Here is a 17,287-nt window from a genome sequence, read left to right as displayed (position 1 = left end):
GGGCGAGGTGCCGAGTGGTGGGGCAAGAGCGTTTTGCTTACTTTTGCGCTTTTCAAAAGTGAGCCGCTGTAAGAGCGGAACCAATAGCAGCCGTTACCCAAATAACGGATATGTACTCGGTCTGATCCAGCATCCTGGTCGGCCCTGAGGCCGCCATCGGGAGCAAGCCCCCTCCCACAAGATCAGTGTTGGCTTTAACCTGGCTCCCGCAATTGAGCTCAGCGCTGCGTCGGAATGCGAATATCACCGCTACGACATTGGCTTTTTACACTGCGCGGGCACCCGGTGAATGCCAGCTCCTTGGTCAGGCACACGCGTACCTCCGACAGCACCTTGCCCTTGCAGATCACTGCCAAGCCGTGATTGCCCATGCGCGGGTTACTCTCGCGAAACAAGTCCTCAATCTCACGCGCCTGTAGCGACGGTGGTGTATTGAATGGCTGCAGTTGCGGCGGAATGACCACCGCGCCGAGTGCCGTGTCGGTCTTGTCCAGATACTCCAGCGGTTCGAGCCCGCTGCAGGTGCCATGCTTGGCCCACTCGTGCTTGAGCAGCGCACGGGTTGGAAACATTGACGCGCCCTTGTCCATTTCCTCGTCATTCAAGCGTGACTGTGGCGCACAGGAGGCCGGCCACCCTCCCCGCACGTATTGCGGCCACAAGCCGTGTAACACAAACCCATAGCCCTTGCCCGTGCACTGTTCATTGCCTGGGTGCGTCAAGCAGAAGGTCGGTGACCACGACAACGACAGCACATAAAAGTCAAACTCCCCCGGCAGCCCTTGGTCACGCGGCGCCGCAGTTGCAACTGTGGCGATCAGGAGCCACAACACCATCCAGTATTTCATCCCGGTATTCCTTTAAAAATGAAGTCTCACGCTATCGCGGCAGCTAGGGATGGTTGGAGTAACGTTGCAACACCTTGTCCAGGATGATATCGGTCTTCAACGCCTCGATCGCCAGCGACGGATGTTCGGCGTCCCCGCGAATATGCGCATTCATGCCCAGTACGTGGTGCCACTGGATATGCGCATGGCACGGCACTTCCAACACCTCGCTGGTTTCGCCTTCCAGGCGCAATGGCTGGTCCTCGAACACTGAAAACTGAATGCGGCCACGGCTGCCGATCAATTCGACACGGTCTTCGCGACGGTCCGCCACGAAGTTCCAGCAGCCCATGCCCAAGGCACCATTGGCGAAGGTCCAGCAGGCCGTCACGGCATCCTCTGCCGCGTAGCGCCCGGCCTGACGCGCGGAAAAGCCTGAGACCTCGACAATATCCCCGGCCAGGTACTGGAACAGGTCGAACCCGTGGCTGGCCAGGTCGGCGAAATAGCCGCCACCGGCAATGGCCGGATCGGTGCGCCAATTGGCGGCGTTGCCATCAGTTGCAGCGGCAGGCTTGCACAGGGTCCAGGTCAGGTGCCGCAACTCACCGATACGACCTTCCTGCAACCAGCTGCGCACTTGCTGAAAGCGCGGCAACGAACGCCGATAGTAGGAAACAAACAGGTGCAGCCCGGCGCGCTCGAAGGTGCGTTGCATCAATGCGCTCTGCTCGGCATTCAGCGACATGGGCTTTTCGACGCAGCAATGCTTGCCCGCCGCTGCCACCATCAGGCTGTATTCAAGGTGACTGTCGGGCGGTGTGGCGATGTAGACCGCATCCACCTCAGGGTCATTGATCAGTGCCTGGGCATCGGTATAAAAACGCGCGATACCGTGCCGCGTCGCATAATCGCGCACCGCCTCGATACGCCGCCCCATCACGGCCACCAATGCCGAACCTGGCGCTTTGTAGAAAGCGGGTCCACTCTTTAACTCAGTGACACTGCCACAGCCGATCATGCCCCAGCGTATGGTCTTCATCGAATGCCCTCGTTCGTCTTCGTCAATCGGGCAGTATCCACATACAGAACCCGGCACGCCATAACCACTTAGCATGACATTTGCATTACACTTTTGTGACATTCATCCGGCGCGGGGGCACATACGATGAAAATTAGGGCAACCGTCATTTGCGAACATGAAGGGCATATTCTCTTCGTGCGCAAGGCCAGATCAAAGTGGGCCTTGCCGGGCGGCAAGGTAGAACGCAACGAACGCCCGGTGGGCGCCGCCGAACGCGAGCTGGAAGAAGAAACCGGATTAAGCGTCGATGGCTTGCTGTACTTGCAAGAACTGAAGGCCCGCGACACGCTGCACCACGTGTTCGAGGCCTCGGTGGTGAATATCGAGGAGGCGCGGCCGTGCAACGAAATCGTTGCCTGCCAGTGGTACGCCTACAGCGCCCTGGACGAACTGGACACCACCGACGCCACCCGTCACATCGTCAAATCCTTCCTGCGGCGCCTCTGACGCCGCGCACAGCCACTAACCCACCGCCGCAAACCCACGGCGCCCGGCCTTGATCTCGGCACGCAACTCACCAATCAGGTTTGAGATGGAACGGATGCTGTCCAGGCCCTCAGGGGATACGCACGTCAACAAAAGATCGACGCGACCGGACTGCGGCTCATAGATGCTGATGCGCAACGAGCCATCGCTGTTCAAGGTGCAGTCGCAGCAAAGAGGCTGGAACCCCGAGGCCATGATGCGGTTGAGTTCGACGATCGAGATCATGACAAGCGCCCTTGTGCGGGCCTACCTGGTGGTTGTGATCCAAACAGCGTAGATGAGGTTTTGTCGCAGGCCGGACGATTGATGCAAAAGTGTTAGCCATGCCTCATTTCGCCCGGCAACGAGCGCGTTTCGAATGACAGGCCGTATCGCTGCCGTTATTGCCCGTATTTAATTCCAGGCAAAAAAAAATCCCAAGTAGCTGATGGAAACTTGGGATTTAAAAATGCATAAACCGTGGGAGGTGAACGCCCGGCTATAGTAGCGACTGTAAAAACGTGTAACAAGATTATTTTAATCCTTTCGTCGGATTGAAAGCGCTGTAAGTCATTCAATAACCACATGTTTTTTAAGGTAACGGGAACAATGAGTGCCACTTTTTGGTGCAAGTAACGGTTATACCCGTGCCATAAGTCCATCTATAAAAAAGGGTTATTGATTAGGTACGGCACACTGTTCAATCACTGTTCATTCAATTGCTTGCACGTCTGTTGAAGTTCAGCGCGCCTGGCAGCGCTCACCTCCACGACGGTCTCCATGTGCCGACAAAGCGCCAGGCGCTCAGCGGCCTCTTCACGCTGGCGGTCCACCTGGGCGTTGAGTTGAACGAAATAGAACCCCAGCAGCGCCGCGAGGCACAGCACCCCCACGGCGAGATACAGCAAGCCGCTGGAGGATGTGGGTTTTGGGGCATTCATGACCTTACGGCGCCCTGCTCTTTTCGTAGCGAACATCGTCGCCATCAACCGGGCCGACGTTGGACCAGCCCAGGTGTTGATAGAAACCGTTGGCACGGACTTCACCACGCCCGTCAGTGATCAGGTACAGCCTGTCGTGGCGTTCAAACAAAGCGGCTTCAGCCACTGCCATCAGTTGCCGTCCCAGGCCCAGGTTCTCGTGTGTAGGCAACACAAACATCGCGAACACTTCACCTTCATCCAGATCAACCATGGAAAATCCGGCGGCCTGGCCGTTGACTTCGGCGATCCAGGCGCAAGGCGCTTGGCGTAACGCGTCGATCAGTACCGGCGGCGTGATCCCCCGTTCGGCCATCTGCTCAAGGCTCAGATGGTTTTGCACCACCGAGGTGCGAATAGCACACAGCGTGTCGACATCATCGGCTGTCGCCGCTCGAATAAGCACTCGCATACAAGCCTCCATGAAGAAGTGCGCAATTGTATGCAAATACTCACACAGGGTTTGTGGGGGATTTGTAAGCGCCGTTAAACGGCTTCGGCTTATTTACGTGCGACTTTGTAGCGCAGGCAATCCTGGTAAAAACTTTTGCGGATCGCCTCCGGCTTCAGTCTTGAGTGGCTGTCATAGGTTTGCTCGGTAATCCCCATGGCCATCATGCGCATCCAGGATTTGTTGAACTTGATGGTCTGGATCTTCTGCCGAGCGGCATACAGCGACACTCCGGACAACTTCAACTCCTGAGCCCTGGCAGCTGTGCCCGCGCCCCAACTGCACATGTACTTGTCGCCCTCGCGCAACTCCCGAGCCTGTACGGTGGTCGCGCCCCCCGCCAGGGAGCAGGCAATCAGCATCATTCCAACAGTGCGCATTTGCATCCCCGCCTAACCACCTGAAAATAAAAGTGATTTTGGCGAGGATTTTGTTACAAAGGGGCCATTAAATTGCCTTATTGCGCAATATTTCGGGAACGCTGCGCACCGTGGCGAGGGTGCAAGCGCCTTCGCCACAGCAAGCTCACATCAAGGTTTGAGCTCGAATAGCGCCGGCATCGGCGGCCACTCCGAGGGGACTTTGCGGAAATGGCTGAAACCGGCCGCCTGCGCCATCTGGCGCGCACGTTTCTCGCCCATGAACGCTCCCAGCCCTTCCCCGCCATGGGACAGCGAGCAGGTCATGCAATAGAGGGTGCTCTGCGGGTACATGACGCGGCCGAACAGGTTCATGTTCTCGTGCAGCTCTTCGGACAGGTTGAGTTCTACCATCAGGTAGGTGCCGTCTTTGGCCGTGGCGGCGCGCAGGTCCTTGAGCATTTGCTGGGGGTCAGTGGCGTCGTGGATCACCACGAAAGTGGTCACGAAGTCGAACTGCTGTCCGCGCAGGGCATCCGAATCGTTGACCTCGAATTGCACCCGGTCGCCCACCCCAGCCGCCTCGGCGTTGGCGCGCGCCAACTCGATGGAAGGCAAGTGGAAATCGCAGCCGACGATGCGCGCCTCGGGGTAAGCCTTGGCCATAGTGATCGCCGCCAGGCCCGCGCCGCAGCCGAAATCCAGCACACTGCCGCCGGTTTTGAGCTTCTCTTCGACGCCGTCCAGGGACGGGATCCAGTGCTGGACCAAGTAGTGCTTGTACCAAGGCATGGTCATGCGCTCCATGCCTTTCCAGGTTTCCAGCGGGAACGCTTCTTCGGCACAGCCACCGCCATGGCGGAAGGCTTCGATGACTTTGGGTGCCATGCTCACGAACGGCACGCTCAACTGGATGATGCCACCGGCGAAATACGGCGAGTCTTCATCGGCAAGTACCGGCACAAATTCAGCGGGCATCCGGTATTGGCGAGTTTGCGCGTCATAGGTCACATAATTGCCGGTGACCATACTGCCCAGCCATTCACGCAAGTAGCGGGCGTTGTAGCCGGTCTTGTGCGCCAATTGTTCCAGGGTGACGGCCTCGCCATCGGCCAGTGCCTTGAACAAACCCAACTGGTCGCCGATGTAGAGCATGGCGCCGCGCAGCGTGTTGCCGTAATCCTCCATTATGCGCGCCGAAAACTGTTGAACCTTGGCTTGATCAACTTCCATAAGTTTGGACATCTGTCGCTCCTTGATGATTGTGTAAGTCTGTTCAGTGATCAACGCGCCGCCAGTTTGGACAGCACGTTATCGACGATGTGTTCGGACATGCCCAGGTGAGTTCTCGGCTCGAACAGTCGCGCCAAAGCGCCTGCATTCATGACGGCAAGCACCCGGGCGTCGGCTTCGATTGCGGCGCGGATCGATACGTGATCACGCTGGCTGGCCTGGGACACTTCAAAGATGATCTGGTAGGCGCTGCTCTTGCCCAGCTTGCGCGCCATTTCGAACACCACCGCTTCGGTGCAGATCGCATCGCCGTAGGCATGGGCAGTGCCCTCCATCTTTTTGACGTTAACGGTGAGCCCGTCGATGGTGTCGGTCAGGATCGACAGCGCCATCAGCGCATAGTGAGAAACGTCCGCCACCGCACACCATTCCAGGCGTGTGCCGCGGTAATCACGCTCGTGTTCGAGGATCATCGCGTCCAGGGCCAGCATGACCTGGGCCTTGGCCAGCCGCGCCAACACCACCACTTGCTCGCAGCCTTCGGGGTTGCGTTTGTGCGGCATGGTGCTGCTGCCGATCTGCTGGTCGCTCCAGCCCACTTCCACTTCAGCGATTTCCCAGCGATTGAGCGTGCGGATCTCATCGGCCACACGGGCCAAGGAGGCCGTGACCATGGCCAGGGTGCTGACAAACTCCGCGACGCGGTCACGGGACACGTGCCACCCCGTCAGCGGCACTTGCAGCGACAGACGCTGCGCAAAGCGTTCCAGCATCGGTATCGCTTCCGGGCCGAACGCCGCCATGGTGCCAACCCCGCCGAACAGCTGCACCACCAGCACACGCTGACGCGCTTCGACCAGGCGCTGGCGATGCCGCAACAGTTCATCGATCCAGCCGGCGACCTTCAGCCCGAAGGTGGTCGGCAACGCCGGGATCGAGTGAGTCCTGGCCACCATGAGCGAGTCACGGTGCGCATCGGCCAGGGTCGACAACTTGCCGAGCAAGGTCTCCAGGGCCTGGTCCATCGCGTCGAGGACGTCGCGCATTTCCAGGGACTGGGCGGTGTCCTGGATATCCTGGGTGGTGGCGCCGTAGTGCACGTACTCGCGGGCGCTTGGGCTGCAATTTTTTTGCAGGGCGCTCAGCAACGGCATCAGCGAATGGCCGGTGGCTGCCACACCGTCGGCCAACTGACGCACATTGATGCCCGACAGCAAGGCGGCTTTTTCGATTTCCAGGGCGGCCTCGCGCGGGATGATATTCACATCGGCCTGAGCCATGGCCAGCGCGGCTTCCACATCCAGCCAGCGTTGCAAGCGACAGTGACTGCAGAAGATCTTGCGGCTCTGCGGGCCGGCATAGCCTGAACCGTGGGTTTTCGAGTCGAGAATGTGGCTGTGTTCATGGCGGCATTGCTCGCCTTCATGATCAAGGCCCAGGTGTTCGGTGCGTGCGGTGCAAGACGCACGGGCTACCGCTTCCAACGTTTGCGCATCCATTACATACCCTCCATAGCGTACTGGGACTGACTGGTATTGCCTTGGGTTGCCATCACCGCCTCAAGGCCATCGCTTGAACAGCGGGGGATTGTTTTATTGGCCACCAGTTCGACCATCTCCGCCGCCAACCCGGTGTAGGCGGCCGGGTCAAGCAGGTCGTCGAGTGCCTGGCGGGTGAAACAGCCGTGCAGACGTTGATCGCTGAGCAAGGCTTCGCGAAAAGAACCGCCCAAACCTTGGGCCTGCAGGGCGATGTCGTGGATCAGGTAATGGGCCGTCTGCTTGCCCAGACGCGGCGCCAGCGCGAGCATGATGCGTTCCGACAGGATCAGCCCGCCGAGCATGTCCAGGTTGCTGCGCATCCGTGCTTCACGCACGTCCAGGCCGGCCAGCAGTACGCCTTCCATACGGGCGAGCAAGGCCCCGGCGTAGATGAACAGCTCCGGCAAGGCCGCCCATTCAATCCGCCAGGTGGTGCCGTCTCGCTCATGCAGTTGGAATGCCGCGTCGGTGAGCGCAAGCATCTGCGCACGCACCAGGCGCGACAGCGCGCTGATCAAATCCACCGTCGACGGGTTGTGCTTGTGGGGCATGGTGCTGCTCCCCACCTGCCCTGCCCGTCGCCCTTCGCGCACTTCATCAATCTCGGTGCGTTGCAGGTGGTAGATCTCATTGGCAACCCGGCCCAGGGTTGCCGATGCCTGCACCAGCAACCACGCCGCCTCCAGAATGCGGTCGCGGGCGCTGTGCCAACTGCTCAACGGTGCCGCCAGGCCGAGGCTTTCCAGAGTCCGGCGCTGCACCTCCAGACCCTGCGGGCCAAGGCCGGCCAGGGTGCCCACGGCGCCGGTGAGATTGCCCACCATGACCCGGGCATAGGCTTCGTCAAAACGCTCAAGGTGTCGATCGATCTCATCGACCCACACCGCCACCTTGTAGCCGAACGTGGTGGGCAGCGCTTGTTGCCCGTGGGTCCTGGCGACCATCGGTGTGTGTTTGTGCCGCAGCGCAAGCTTGAGCAAATGCCCACGGATAGCGCGCAAACGCTGCAACACCAGGCCCCAGGCATCGCGGACCTGCAACATGAGGCCGGTGTCGAGGATGTCCTGGGTGGTTACGCCGTAGTGCACGTATTCACCCAGGCCATCGGCGCACAGGGCCTCCAGTGCGCGAAGGGTCGGCACCAGGATATGCCCGGTTTCCATGCTTTGGCGTCCCAGGGCATCAAGGTCCAGCAGTTCCACACTGGCGACCCGGGCGATTTCCCGCGCGGCCTCAGGGGGGATGATGCCCATCTGCGCCTGGGTCGCCGCCAGTGCTGTTTCAACATCGAGCCACTTCTGCACCTGATTGGCATCAGAGAAGATCGCGGCAAATTCCGGGGACGAGTAAGCGCCCCCGTGGATACGGGATTCAGTGATATGACTTGGCATGTCGGGGTACTCGCGTTGTCCAGGGAGGGCTATTTCACGCGCTGCATTTCTTCCCAGACCGCATCGTAATAAGCCCGCTCCAGCCGAAAATGCTCGGCCAGCGAGGTCAGAAACGCGTTCTGGAACCCGAGGTCCGGAATACGGCGTGAAATCAACGCCCATTCACGCTTGGCCCGCGGCGGCACCAGGCTGATATGCACTTCGTAGTACTGCGCGTCGTCCTGGCTCAAGCCCGCGTTGCGCAAAGCGTTGTACAGCTTGCCGTGATTGCCGGGCACCACCAGCTCGGTGATATAGAACACCGCCAGGCCCCAGCCGACATCGGGGTTACGGAAACACCGCGCGCGGTTGTTCAGGTAGGCGATTTCTTCGGGCATGGTCGAGATGGCTTCGAAATCAGCGGTCAGGCCAATGGCGGCGAGGAGCTTGGCCAACAACCGAGGGTGGGAGCGCTGCTCGTCTTCTTCGCCCAATTCGCCGTACAGATAACGGCCCAGTGCGGCAGCCTCGTCGACGTCGGTCAGGTTGACCAACAGGTCGGCGGCATCACGGTACAGGCGGTAGGTGCGGAACCATTGATGGCGCAGAAACACCTGCAGTTGTTCGCGGGAAGCCTTGCCCTCAAACACATACTGCGACATCGGGTGATGCTCTCGCGATTGCGCGGCAATTTGTTCTTCCAGGCGTTGCTGAAAGCCGGTTTCGGACAAGGGCGATGCCAGATCCACCGAGGGCATGAAGCGCTCTTGCACGCGATAGATGGCATTGGCCAGCCAGCGGCGGGTCGAGGCGCTGGCAACGTCATCGCTCAGCGAAAGGATATACAGCAATTGCTGGCACTGCGCCGCATTTGCGGCGTCGCCCTGCAAGCCGGACTCGCACAGGCCGCTCAGCATATTGGCGGCAATCTCGATGCGATTGAACGTTGCCTCGGGCTTCAGCGCTTCGGCCAACAAGCGGGCTTCGGCGGTGTGGATATTCTGCAACTGCGGCTGCGAGAAATTACGTGGGCTCATCATGTGCTCCATTATTGTTGTTCTGCGATCACAGGGTTCAGGCAGACAGGCGCTGTGCCTGCATCTGCTGCCACAAACTGTCGAAGTAGGCCTTGTTGATTTCGAAGTGACGTTTCAACGCGCGCATGAACGTGCGCTGGAAGCCTTCATCGCCGGCAAACTTGGCAATCAGTGCCCACATCTCCTCGGTATCGATCTCATCCTGGGTGCCATGCAGGCGATGGAACTCACTGGGTTGCTGCGGAACGTCGAGGCGCTGCAACAGCTCGTAGATGCGCCGATGGTTGACGCAACTGACTGACTCCACCGCATAGAGCAGTGCAAGCCCCCAGGCGACATCGGTGTGGCGCACGCAGCGAATGCGATTATTGAGGTAGGCCTTTTCCAACGGATGCAGCGCAGGAAAATCAATCGCCAGCGCAATATCGAAATATTCCATCAGATGGGCCAGCATCGCCGGGTGCGAACGCTCCGGCGTCTCGGCACCCGCTTCACCGTAAAGGTTGCGGTAGAACACCGAGGCGTCTTCGATCGCTTCAAAGCGAAAGGCCAGTTCGGCCAGCAGGCTGTAAAAGTTGTAGGAGCGGGTCCAGTGATGCTCCAGGAAGAACCGCACATCTTGCACAGGCGGCGTACCCTGGAACAGGTGCACCGACATGGGGTGGTTGACCCGGCTGCGCGCGGCGATTTCAGCGTCGACCAACTGGCGGAACTCATCCACCGGCAACGCGGTGAAGCCCGGCAGGTCGGCGGCGAACTCATCTTCGACGCGGTAGACCTCGCTGGCCATCCAGCGGCGGGTCGGCTCAGTGCGCGGCTCACCCGGGATGTGCAGTTGCAGCAGAGCTGACTGGTAGTGGGCGTAGGCGTCGGCATCTCCCGAAAGGCCCTGGCGGGTCAGCGTGAGCAGTGCCTCGAGGGCACGGGTGAGCTGGGCGTAATTGGCACCGGGTTCCAGGGCGTTGGCCATCAGCGTTGAAGCCGTGGCAAACCGATGGGAATCCGAGCGTTGTTGCAGGGTAGCAGTATCCATTGATAACCCCTTGATTCTTGTTTTTGTGATTTGGCGTACACGGAAAAAAGCCTAAAGGTTCCTGTAGTGGCAAGGTCAACACCTGTAGGAAATTTCTTTTTGGAGGGAGTTGCCAGGGGTAATGTGGGAGGGGGCTTGCTCCCGATGGCGGCCTCAGGGCCGACCAGGATGCTGGATCAGACCGAGTACATATCCGTTGTTTGGGTAACGGCCATTATTGGTTCCGCTTTTACAGCGGGTCACTTTGGAAAAGAGCCCCAAAGTAACCAAAAGGCTCTTGCCCCACCACTCGGCACCTCGCCCAGGCTCGGTGTGCCCGTAATCCGCCAGGGATTAGGGGGGCCGCCGCCACGCGCCATCCATGGCGCGGGGCGGCTAAACCGGCATCCCTGCCGGTTCACCCCCCAAATCCCTGTCGAATTCCGGCCAGCGTGGTTTAACGGGGCGCCTCAGATCAAAAGCAGATCAAGAGCAAGATCAAGAGCGGCTCGCTTCGCATCGTGGACTAGCCGCTATCGCATCACCGCCACCCCACATCCCTGCCCCATCTGCTCACAAATCTGCCATCCACCTCCCAACGCCTTGTAAATCCCCACCACCGCCAGCCGCTGCCCGGTACGCGCCGCCGTCAACGCACGGCGGCTGTTGAAGTCCGCGCGTTCGGCCTCAAGCACATCCAGATACACGCCCTCGCCTTCGGCAAAGCGCGTACGCGCAAACCTGGCCGCCTCGCGATTGGCCGCCGCTTCCAGCAGCCTCAGGCTCAGGATATTGCCCGCGGCGTTGTTGGCCTGAAACGCATCATCGGTCTCTTGCAGGGCACGCAAGACGGCCTGGTCGTAGGCGATCAGTGCCGCCTGGGTGCGCGCCTCGCTGGCGGCGATTCGCGCGCGCACGCGTCCGGTATCCAGCAGCGACCAGCGAATCACCGGGGCGATAAAGTTCGACTGCATACCGGCGTCCCCCAGCGAACCGAGGCTTCCGGCCAGTAGCCCGATGGAGCCCTGCACCTGGATATCCGGGTACAAACCCGCGGTTTCCACGCCTATTTGTGCAGTCTCGGCTGCCAGCGTGCGCTCGGCCGCAGCGATATCGGCGCGCCGGGCCAACAAGCCGGCCGGGTCGCCGACTTGCAGGGTACGCAGGTTCAAGGCCTCACGGCCGGGCTTGGCCGCAGGCGGCTTGAACCCCTGCGGCGCTTGCCCCAGTAGCACGGCCAGCGCGTTGGTGGAGGTTGCGCGTCGCCGTTCAAGGTCGGGCGCTACCGCCTCGACATTGCGCAGCAAGGCCTCGGCGCGCAGCCGGTCGAACTCGGTGGCGGCGCCGACGCTGACCAGATGTTCCACCAGGCCCAGGCTGTCGCGCTGGCTCTGGCTGATATCCGCGACCACCGCCTGTTCAGCTTCGATCCCTTGCAGTTCGAACCAGGTGGCCGCGACGGTGGCGGCGACGCTCGCCTGTACACTGCGCAGCAATGCCTGGCGCGACCCCGCCTGCGCTTGCGCTGCCTCTACCGAACGGCGGACGCGCCCAAACAGGTCGATTTCCCAGGCCGCATCCAGTGCCGCGCGGGTGGTTTCAATTGAGCGTTCCTGGCCCAACGGTGTCTCGACTTCACTGCGCCGTCGGTGCTCATAACCGAGGGCGGCACCGCCACTGGGCAGAAACCCTTGGCGGCTCTCGCGCAGCATCGCCTTGGCTTCATCCAGGCGTACGGCGGCGATGCCGATGTCGTGGTTGGCCGCCAGCGCCTGCTGGATCAATTGACTGAGTGCCGGCTCGTCGAACACTTGCCACCACTGCACCTCGACCTCGCCGCTGCCCAGACCTGCAACGGGCGCACCGAAGCTTGCCGGCCTGTGCGCGGCGGGCAGCACCGGCGCGGAATAGTCAGGCCCTACCGCAGCGCAGCCGGCCACCAGCAGCAACGGCAACATAAAAAGTGGAAAAGACCGTTTCATGATGCGCGCTCCTCCAGCTGCAACTTCGGATTCGAACCCTGACGCTGCAAGCGCAGCGCCAGGCTGCGCATCACCACGTAGAACACCGGCGTGAGGAACAGGCCGAACAGCGTCACCCCCAACATCCCGGCAAACACTGCAACCCCCATGGCATGACGCATTTCGGCCCCGGCGCCACTGGCCAATACCAGCGGTACCACGCCGGCGATGAACGCAAGCGACGTCATCAGGATCGGTCGCAAGCGCAGTTGGCACGCGTGGATAACCGCCTCCAACGGGCTCGCACCTTCGGCTTCGAGGCTGCGGGCAAACTCGACGATCAAAATGGCGTTCTTCGCCGCCAGCCCGACCAGCACCACCAGCCCGATCTGCACGAACACGTTGTTGTCACCGTCCACCAGCCACACGCCGATGATCGCGCTGAGCAGGCACATGGGCACGATCAGCAAGACCGCCAGCGGCAACAACCAACTGTTGTACTGCGCGGCGAGGATCAGGTACGCCAGCAACACACACAGCGGGAAAATAAACAGCGCCGATGATCCGGCGAGTTTTTGCTGGTAGGTCAAATCCGTCCATTCATAGGTCACGCCTTCGGGCAGTACCTCCTGCGCCAGCCGCTCCATCAGCGCAACAGCTTGCCCCGAGCTGACCCCAGGCATCGCCCCACCGGAGATATCCGCCGAAGGGTAGCCGTTGTAGTGAATCACCCGGTCCGGGCCGGAACCCGGAGTGACGGTGACAAACGCCGACAACGGCAGCATGTTCCCGGCCGCATTGCGCACTTGCAGGCGGCCGATGGCTTCGGTCTGCATCCGATGGTCGGCATCAGCCTGGGCGGTCACCTTGTAGGTCCGGCCGAAACGGTTGAAGTCGTTGACATACAGCGACCCGAGATAGACCTGCAAGGACTCGAACACATCCGCCAGACGCACGCCCTGGCTCTTGACCTGGGTGCGATCGATGTCGACGTTCAACTGCGGTGCGTTGACGTCCAGGCTGGTCATCAATCCGGCGACCTGGCCCGACTCAGTGGCTTTGGTCATCAATACCTGGGTCTGCTGCACCAATGCCTCAAGCCCAACCCCGCCACGGTCCTCGACCTGTAACTTAAAGCCACCGGTCACCCCAAGGCCGGGCACCGGCGGCGGCGGGAAGACGCCGAGGAAACCGTCAGGGATGCTCGCGAACCTGGCTTGCAGGCGCCCGGCGATGGCGACCGCGGACATATCGGACGAGGTTCGTTCCTTGAATGGATCGAGCATGACAAACATCACCGCGGCATTCGGCACATTGACGAAGCCGTTGACCGATAACCCCGGGAACGCCACCACGCTTTCTACACCCGGTTCATCCAGGGCGATCTTCGACATCTGCCGCACCACCGCATCGGTACGCTCCAGCGAGGCCGAATTGGGCAATTGGGCGATACCCACCAGGTAGTACTTGTCTTGCATCGGCACAAAGCCCGCCGGTACAGCGTTGAAGCCGAACCAGGTCAGCGCCAGTAATCCGCCGTAGGCGACCAGCGCCACCCCGCGGCGGCCGACGACCTTGCGCACCGAGTTGCCATACGCCTGCGGCGCCCGCTGGAACGGTCGGCTCAGCACCTGCACCCAATGCGCAGCACGACCGCGCAGGCTGCGCGGATCGTGCGCCACGGCGGCGCTGCGCGGGCGCAGCAACAGGCCGGCCAGCGCCGGGCTGAGGGTCAACGAGTTGACCGCCGAGAGGATCGTGGAAATCGCGATGGTCAGCGCAAATTGCCGGTAGAACTCACCCTGCAGGCCACTGAGAAACGCTGTGGGAATAAACACCGCCGCCAGCACCGAGGTAATGGCGATGATCGGGCCGGTGACCTCCCCCATTGCCTTGCGCGCTGCCTCGGTGGGCTCCTCGCCGTTCTCGATATGCCGCTCGACATTCTCGACCACCACGATGGCATCGTCGACCACGATGCCGATCGACAACACCAGCCCGAACAACGACAAGGTATTGAGGGAAAACCCCATCAGATGCATGACCGCAAAGGTGCCAATGATCGACACCGGCACAGCCATCAACGGGATCAGCGATGCGCGCCAGTTACGCAGGAACACCACCACCACGATGACCACCAGCAGGATCGCTTCCATCAGCGTGATGGCGACTGACTCCAGCGAAGCGCGCACAAACACGGTCGGGTCGTAAGCTATCCGCGACACCAGCCCTTCGGGAAAGTTGGCCTGCAGGCGCTGCATGGTGTCACGCACCGCCTGCGCCACATCGAGCGCATTGGCCCCTGGGCTCTGGATGATCTGCAAAGCCACGGCCGGCTCGCCATCCAACAGGCTGCGCAGCGCATAGGCATCGGCGCCCATCTCGATACGGGCCACATCGCGCAGGCGCGTGACCTGGCCGTTATCGCCGGTGCGGATGATGATGTCGCCGAACTGCGCTTCGTCCGTCAGGCGCCCGAGGGTGTTGACCGTGACTTGGAAGGCCGCATTGGAATCAGGTGACTGGCCGACCGAGCCCGCCGCCACTTGCACGTTCTGCTCGCGTACGGCGCCGATCACATCACCGGCGGTCAAGCCTCGGGCAGCGATCAGGTCCGGGTCGAGCCACAGCCTCATGCTGTATTCACCCGCGCCCCACACCAGCACGTCGTTGATCCCCGGTATGCGCGACAGCTCATCGCGCACCTGCAAGTAGGCGTAGTTGGAGATGTACAGCGGGTCATAACGTTGGTCGGGAGACAGCAGGTGGACCACCATGAGGATGTCCGGCGAGGTCTTCTGCGTGACCACACCAAGACGCTGTACCTCTTCGGGCAAACGCGGCAACGCACGCGAGACGCGGTTTTGCACCTGGATCTGCGCCATGTCGGCATTGGTGCCCTGGGCGAAGGTCGCCGTCAGGATCATGCGGCCATCGGTGGCCGACTGCGAGGTCATGTAGAGCATGCCCTCAACGCCGGTAATCACCTGTTCCAGTGGCGCCGCCACCGTCTCCGCAATCACTTGCGGGTTGGCCCCAGGATAATTCGCGGTGACTTGCACGGTCGGTGGCGTGACCGCGGGGTATTCGCTCAGCGGCAGGTGGAAGAAGGCGACAAGGCCGCCGATCATCATCAACACCGACAGGACGATGGCGAAGATGGGCCGATCAATAAAGAACCGTGGAAAGCTCATTGCACGCCTCCCACGGTCAGCGGTGCCTCAAGCGGCTTGCCCTCGATGCTGGCGGCCAGCGGCGTCACCGTCATGCCCGGGCGCACCAGCCCTTTGACGACAATACGCTCGCCCGGTTGCAGGCCCTGCTCGATCACCCGCAGGCCTTCAGCCATCGGGCCCAATTCGACCGGGCGGTATTGGGTCTTGTCGCTGTCACCGACCACCAGCACATAGCGCCGGCCCTGGTCGGTGCCGATGGAATGGTCGGCAATCAACACCCGCGTTTGTGCCGCGCCGGTGTCCAGCTTGACCTTGGCGAACAGCCCGGGGGTCAGGCGCCCGTCCGGGTTGTCGACCACCGCACGCACGCGCACGGTGCCGGTCTTGCGGTCGGCCGCGTTGGCCAGAAAGTCCACCCGCCCAGCCCGCGCATAGGTCGCATCATTGAGCATCGCGACCATCACCTTGGCGGCTTTGTCCCCCTTCGATCCGGCGTATTCACGGGTCGCGGCCAACGAGTGCAGATAGGTGCGCTCGTCGACATCGAAGTACACATGCAACGGATCGACCGAAACGATCGTCGTCAACGGCGTCTCCCCTCGGGTGACATAGTTGCCTTCGGTGACGAGGGCACGATCGATGCGGCCGCTGATGGGCGCGGTGACGCGTGTGTAGCTCAGGTCCAACTGTGCCGTATCCAATGCCGCCTTCGCCGCCTCGACCTGGGCCCTGCCGGCATTCAAGGAGGCAATGGCGGTGTCGAGACGATCACGCGCCACCACCTTCTTGGCGAACAGTTGCTCGGCTCGACCATGCTCGGCCTGGGCCAGCAACGCATTGGCCTCGGCCTCGCGCAAGCGCGCCTTGGCAGCGTTCAACGCGGCCTGAAATCCCCGCGGGTCAATCACAAACAACGGGCTGCCCTTGGTGACGAACTGGCCTTCGGGCACGCTGACACTTTGCAGATAACCACTGACACGCGGGCGCAGTTCGACCTGCTCAATGGCGGTCAACGAACCGGTGTACTCGACAAACGGCGTCACCGCTCGCGCCACCACTTCGGCCACTGGCACGCTGGGCGGCTTGGCGGCAGCGGCCGGCGGCGCGTTGTCTGTGCATCCGCCCAGCATCAACACCACGGCCATTGCCCCGGTGATCAGGCTTATTGGTTTGGCGTACATCGTTCACCCTCCTTGGAATTTTCAAGACAAATCGACACTGGAGGTTTTTATCGGGCTTGCCACATTGGGAAGGTCAAGCGCTATAAAACCGGGAGGGTGTGTTTTTGTCTGGAGGGTGTTTTGAGTGGGGATTGGGTGCGCAGGTCAAGCGCGCTTTATAGCAGCCGACGGTAACCACGATGCGAAGCGAGCCGCTCTTGATCTGCTTTTGATCTTGATCTTAGGCGCCCCGTCAAACCACGCTGGCCGGAGTCCGACATGGATTTGGGGGGTAAACCGGCAGGGATGCCGGTTTAGCCGCCCCGCGCTATGGATGGCGCGTGGCGGCGGCCCCCCAAATCCATGGCGGATTACGGGCACACCGAGCCTGGGCGAGGTGCCGAGTGGTGGGGCGATAGCGTTTTGCTTACTTTTGCGCCTTTCAAAAGTGAGCCGCTGTAAGAGCGGAACCAATAGCAGCCGTTACCTGAATAACGGATATGTACTCGGTCTGATCCAGCATCCTGGTCGGCCCTGAGGCCGCCATCGGGAGCAAGCCCCCTCCCACATTTGGATCTCGATTTGTCAGGTAGATATGTGCTGGCTGTCCGACCGTCACGAGAGCAAGCTC

Annotated in this window: 15 protein-coding genes; 1 reads left to right on the top strand and 14 read right to left on the bottom strand. The window is 61.2% G+C overall.

Annotation, left to right across the window (positions count from 1 at the left end):
• Nucleotides 1-218 precede the first annotated feature (218 nt).
• Both PSEBG33_RS14840 and PSEBG33_RS14845 read right to left on the bottom strand, forming a co-directional pair.
• Complete coding sequence (locus PSEBG33_RS14840; protein WP_005787792.1) at nt 219-848, bottom strand: ribonuclease T2 family protein; 630 nt, start codon at nt 846-848, stop codon at nt 219-221.
• A gap of 43 nt (nt 849-891) precedes the next feature.
• A complete protein-coding gene (locus PSEBG33_RS14845; RefSeq protein ID WP_005787790.1) occupies nt 892-1,869 on the bottom strand; it encodes a Gfo/Idh/MocA family protein in 978 nt (325 codons plus the stop codon).
• A gap of 126 nt (nt 1,870-1,995) precedes the next feature.
• On the opposite strand from PSEBG33_RS14845, the gene PSEBG33_RS14850 reads away from it, so the two are divergent.
• Entirely contained in the window at nt 1,996-2,358 is a 363-nt protein-coding gene (locus PSEBG33_RS14850; protein WP_005787788.1) for an NUDIX hydrolase, read from the top strand.
• A 15-nt stretch (nt 2,359-2,373) separates the two neighbouring features.
• Here the strand turns inward: PSEBG33_RS14850 and PSEBG33_RS14855 are convergent, their stop codons facing one another.
• From PSEBG33_RS14855 to PSEBG33_RS14910, 12 genes are all read right to left on the bottom strand, one after another.
• Nucleotides 2,374-2,622, bottom strand: coding sequence for a DUF1652 domain-containing protein (locus tag PSEBG33_RS14855; protein WP_005787786.1), 249 nt, complete (start codon nt 2,620-2,622; stop codon nt 2,374-2,376).
• Between the two features lie 458 nt (nt 2,623-3,080).
• Nucleotides 3,081-3,317, bottom strand: coding sequence for a hypothetical protein (locus tag PSEBG33_RS14860; RefSeq protein WP_032803493.1), 237 nt, complete (start codon nt 3,315-3,317; stop codon nt 3,081-3,083).
• Between the two features lie 4 nt (nt 3,318-3,321).
• Nucleotides 3,322-3,768, bottom strand: coding sequence for a GNAT family N-acetyltransferase (locus PSEBG33_RS14865; protein ID WP_005787782.1), 447 nt, complete (start codon nt 3,766-3,768; stop codon nt 3,322-3,324).
• Between the two features lie 89 nt (nt 3,769-3,857).
• A complete protein-coding gene (locus tag PSEBG33_RS14870; protein WP_032803867.1) occupies nt 3,858-4,187 on the bottom strand; it encodes a hypothetical protein in 330 nt (109 codons plus the stop codon).
• A gap of 150 nt (nt 4,188-4,337) precedes the next feature.
• On the bottom strand, nt 4,338-5,411 hold the full coding sequence (locus PSEBG33_RS14875) for a class I SAM-dependent methyltransferase (protein ID WP_005787777.1): 1,074 nt from the start codon (nt 5,409-5,411) through the stop codon (nt 4,338-4,340).
• Between the two features lie 38 nt (nt 5,412-5,449).
• Nucleotides 5,450-6,898 carry a class-II fumarase/aspartase family protein gene (locus tag PSEBG33_RS14880; RefSeq protein WP_005787775.1) on the bottom strand — a complete coding sequence of 483 codons (1,449 nt, stop codon included), beginning with the start codon at nt 6,896-6,898 and terminating at the stop codon, nt 5,450-5,452.
• A complete protein-coding gene (purB, locus tag PSEBG33_RS14885) occupies nt 6,898-8,331 on the bottom strand; it encodes an adenylosuccinate lyase (RefSeq protein WP_005787773.1) in 1,434 nt (477 codons plus the stop codon). Before purB ends, PSEBG33_RS14880 begins: the two co-directional genes overlap by 1 nt.
• A gap of 29 nt (nt 8,332-8,360) precedes the next feature.
• Complete coding sequence (locus PSEBG33_RS14890) at nt 8,361-9,347, bottom strand: HOASN domain-containing protein (protein WP_005787772.1); 987 nt, start codon at nt 9,345-9,347, stop codon at nt 8,361-8,363.
• 37 nt (nt 9,348-9,384) lie between these two features.
• The gene (locus tag PSEBG33_RS14895) at nt 9,385-10,380 is read right to left on the bottom strand and encodes an HOASN domain-containing protein (RefSeq protein WP_005787770.1); all 996 of its coding nucleotides are present in this window, start codon (nt 10,378-10,380) and stop codon (nt 9,385-9,387) included.
• A 512-nt stretch (nt 10,381-10,892) separates the two neighbouring features.
• Nucleotides 10,893-12,341, bottom strand: coding sequence for an efflux transporter outer membrane subunit (locus PSEBG33_RS14900; RefSeq protein WP_005787768.1), 1,449 nt, complete (start codon nt 12,339-12,341; stop codon nt 10,893-10,895).
• Nucleotides 12,338-15,514, bottom strand: a complete 3,177-nt coding sequence (locus PSEBG33_RS14905) for an efflux RND transporter permease subunit (RefSeq protein ID WP_005787767.1) — start codon at nt 15,512-15,514, stop codon at nt 12,338-12,340. Before PSEBG33_RS14905 ends, PSEBG33_RS14900 begins: the two co-directional genes overlap by 4 nt.
• Nucleotides 15,511-16,677, bottom strand: coding sequence for an efflux RND transporter periplasmic adaptor subunit (locus PSEBG33_RS14910; protein ID WP_005787765.1), 1,167 nt, complete (start codon nt 16,675-16,677; stop codon nt 15,511-15,513). The genes PSEBG33_RS14905 and PSEBG33_RS14910 overlap by 4 nt, the downstream gene beginning before the upstream one ends.
• Nucleotides 16,678-17,287: the final 610 nt, after the last annotated feature.

This window comes from Pseudomonas synxantha BG33R, from assembly GCF_000263715.2.
GTDB lineage: Bacteria > Pseudomonadota > Gammaproteobacteria > Pseudomonadales > Pseudomonadaceae > Aquipseudomonas > Aquipseudomonas synxantha_A.
Note: the sequence above shows the minus strand (reverse complement) of the source record. Positions and strands in the feature narration are given on the sequence as shown.

Excerpts from the sequence above, each read along its gene's own strand:
- purB (WP_005787773.1), bottom strand. The coding sequence starts at position 8,331 with ATGCCAAGTCATATCACTGAATCCCGTATCCACGGGGGCGCTTACTCG.
- PSEBG33_RS14865 (WP_005787782.1), bottom strand. The coding sequence starts at position 3,768 with ATGCGAGTGCTTATTCGAGCGGCGACAGCCGATGATGTCGACACGCTG.
- PSEBG33_RS14890 (WP_005787772.1), bottom strand. The coding sequence starts at position 9,347 with ATGAGCCCACGTAATTTCTCGCAGCCGCAGTTGCAGAATATCCACACC.
- PSEBG33_RS14855 (WP_005787786.1), bottom strand. The coding sequence starts at position 2,622 with ATGATCTCGATCGTCGAACTCAACCGCATCATGGCCTCGGGGTTCCAG.
- PSEBG33_RS14895 (WP_005787770.1), bottom strand. The coding sequence starts at position 10,380 with ATGGATACTGCTACCCTGCAACAACGCTCGGATTCCCATCGGTTTGCC.
- PSEBG33_RS14910 (WP_005787765.1), bottom strand. The coding sequence starts at position 16,677 with ATGTACGCCAAACCAATAAGCCTGATCACCGGGGCAATGGCCGTGGTG.
- PSEBG33_RS14900 (WP_005787768.1), bottom strand. The coding sequence starts at position 12,341 with ATGAAACGGTCTTTTCCACTTTTTATGTTGCCGTTGCTGCTGGTGGCC.
- PSEBG33_RS14860 (WP_032803493.1), bottom strand. The coding sequence starts at position 3,317 with ATGAATGCCCCAAAACCCACATCCTCCAGCGGCTTGCTGTATCTCGCC.
- PSEBG33_RS14875 (WP_005787777.1), bottom strand. The coding sequence starts at position 5,411 with ATGTCCAAACTTATGGAAGTTGATCAAGCCAAGGTTCAACAGTTTTCG.
- PSEBG33_RS14870 (WP_032803867.1), bottom strand. The coding sequence starts at position 4,187 with ATGCGCACTGTTGGAATGATGCTGATTGCCTGCTCCCTGGCGGGGGGC.
- PSEBG33_RS14880 (WP_005787775.1), bottom strand. The coding sequence starts at position 6,898 with ATGGATGCGCAAACGTTGGAAGCGGTAGCCCGTGCGTCTTGCACCGCA.
- PSEBG33_RS14850 (WP_005787788.1), top strand. The coding sequence starts at position 1,996 with ATGAAAATTAGGGCAACCGTCATTTGCGAACATGAAGGGCATATTCTC.
- PSEBG33_RS14840 (WP_005787792.1), bottom strand. The coding sequence starts at position 848 with ATGAAATACTGGATGGTGTTGTGGCTCCTGATCGCCACAGTTGCAACT.
- PSEBG33_RS14905 (WP_005787767.1), bottom strand. The coding sequence starts at position 15,514 with ATGAGCTTTCCACGGTTCTTTATTGATCGGCCCATCTTCGCCATCGTC.
- PSEBG33_RS14845 (WP_005787790.1), bottom strand. The coding sequence starts at position 1,869 with ATGAAGACCATACGCTGGGGCATGATCGGCTGTGGCAGTGTCACTGAG.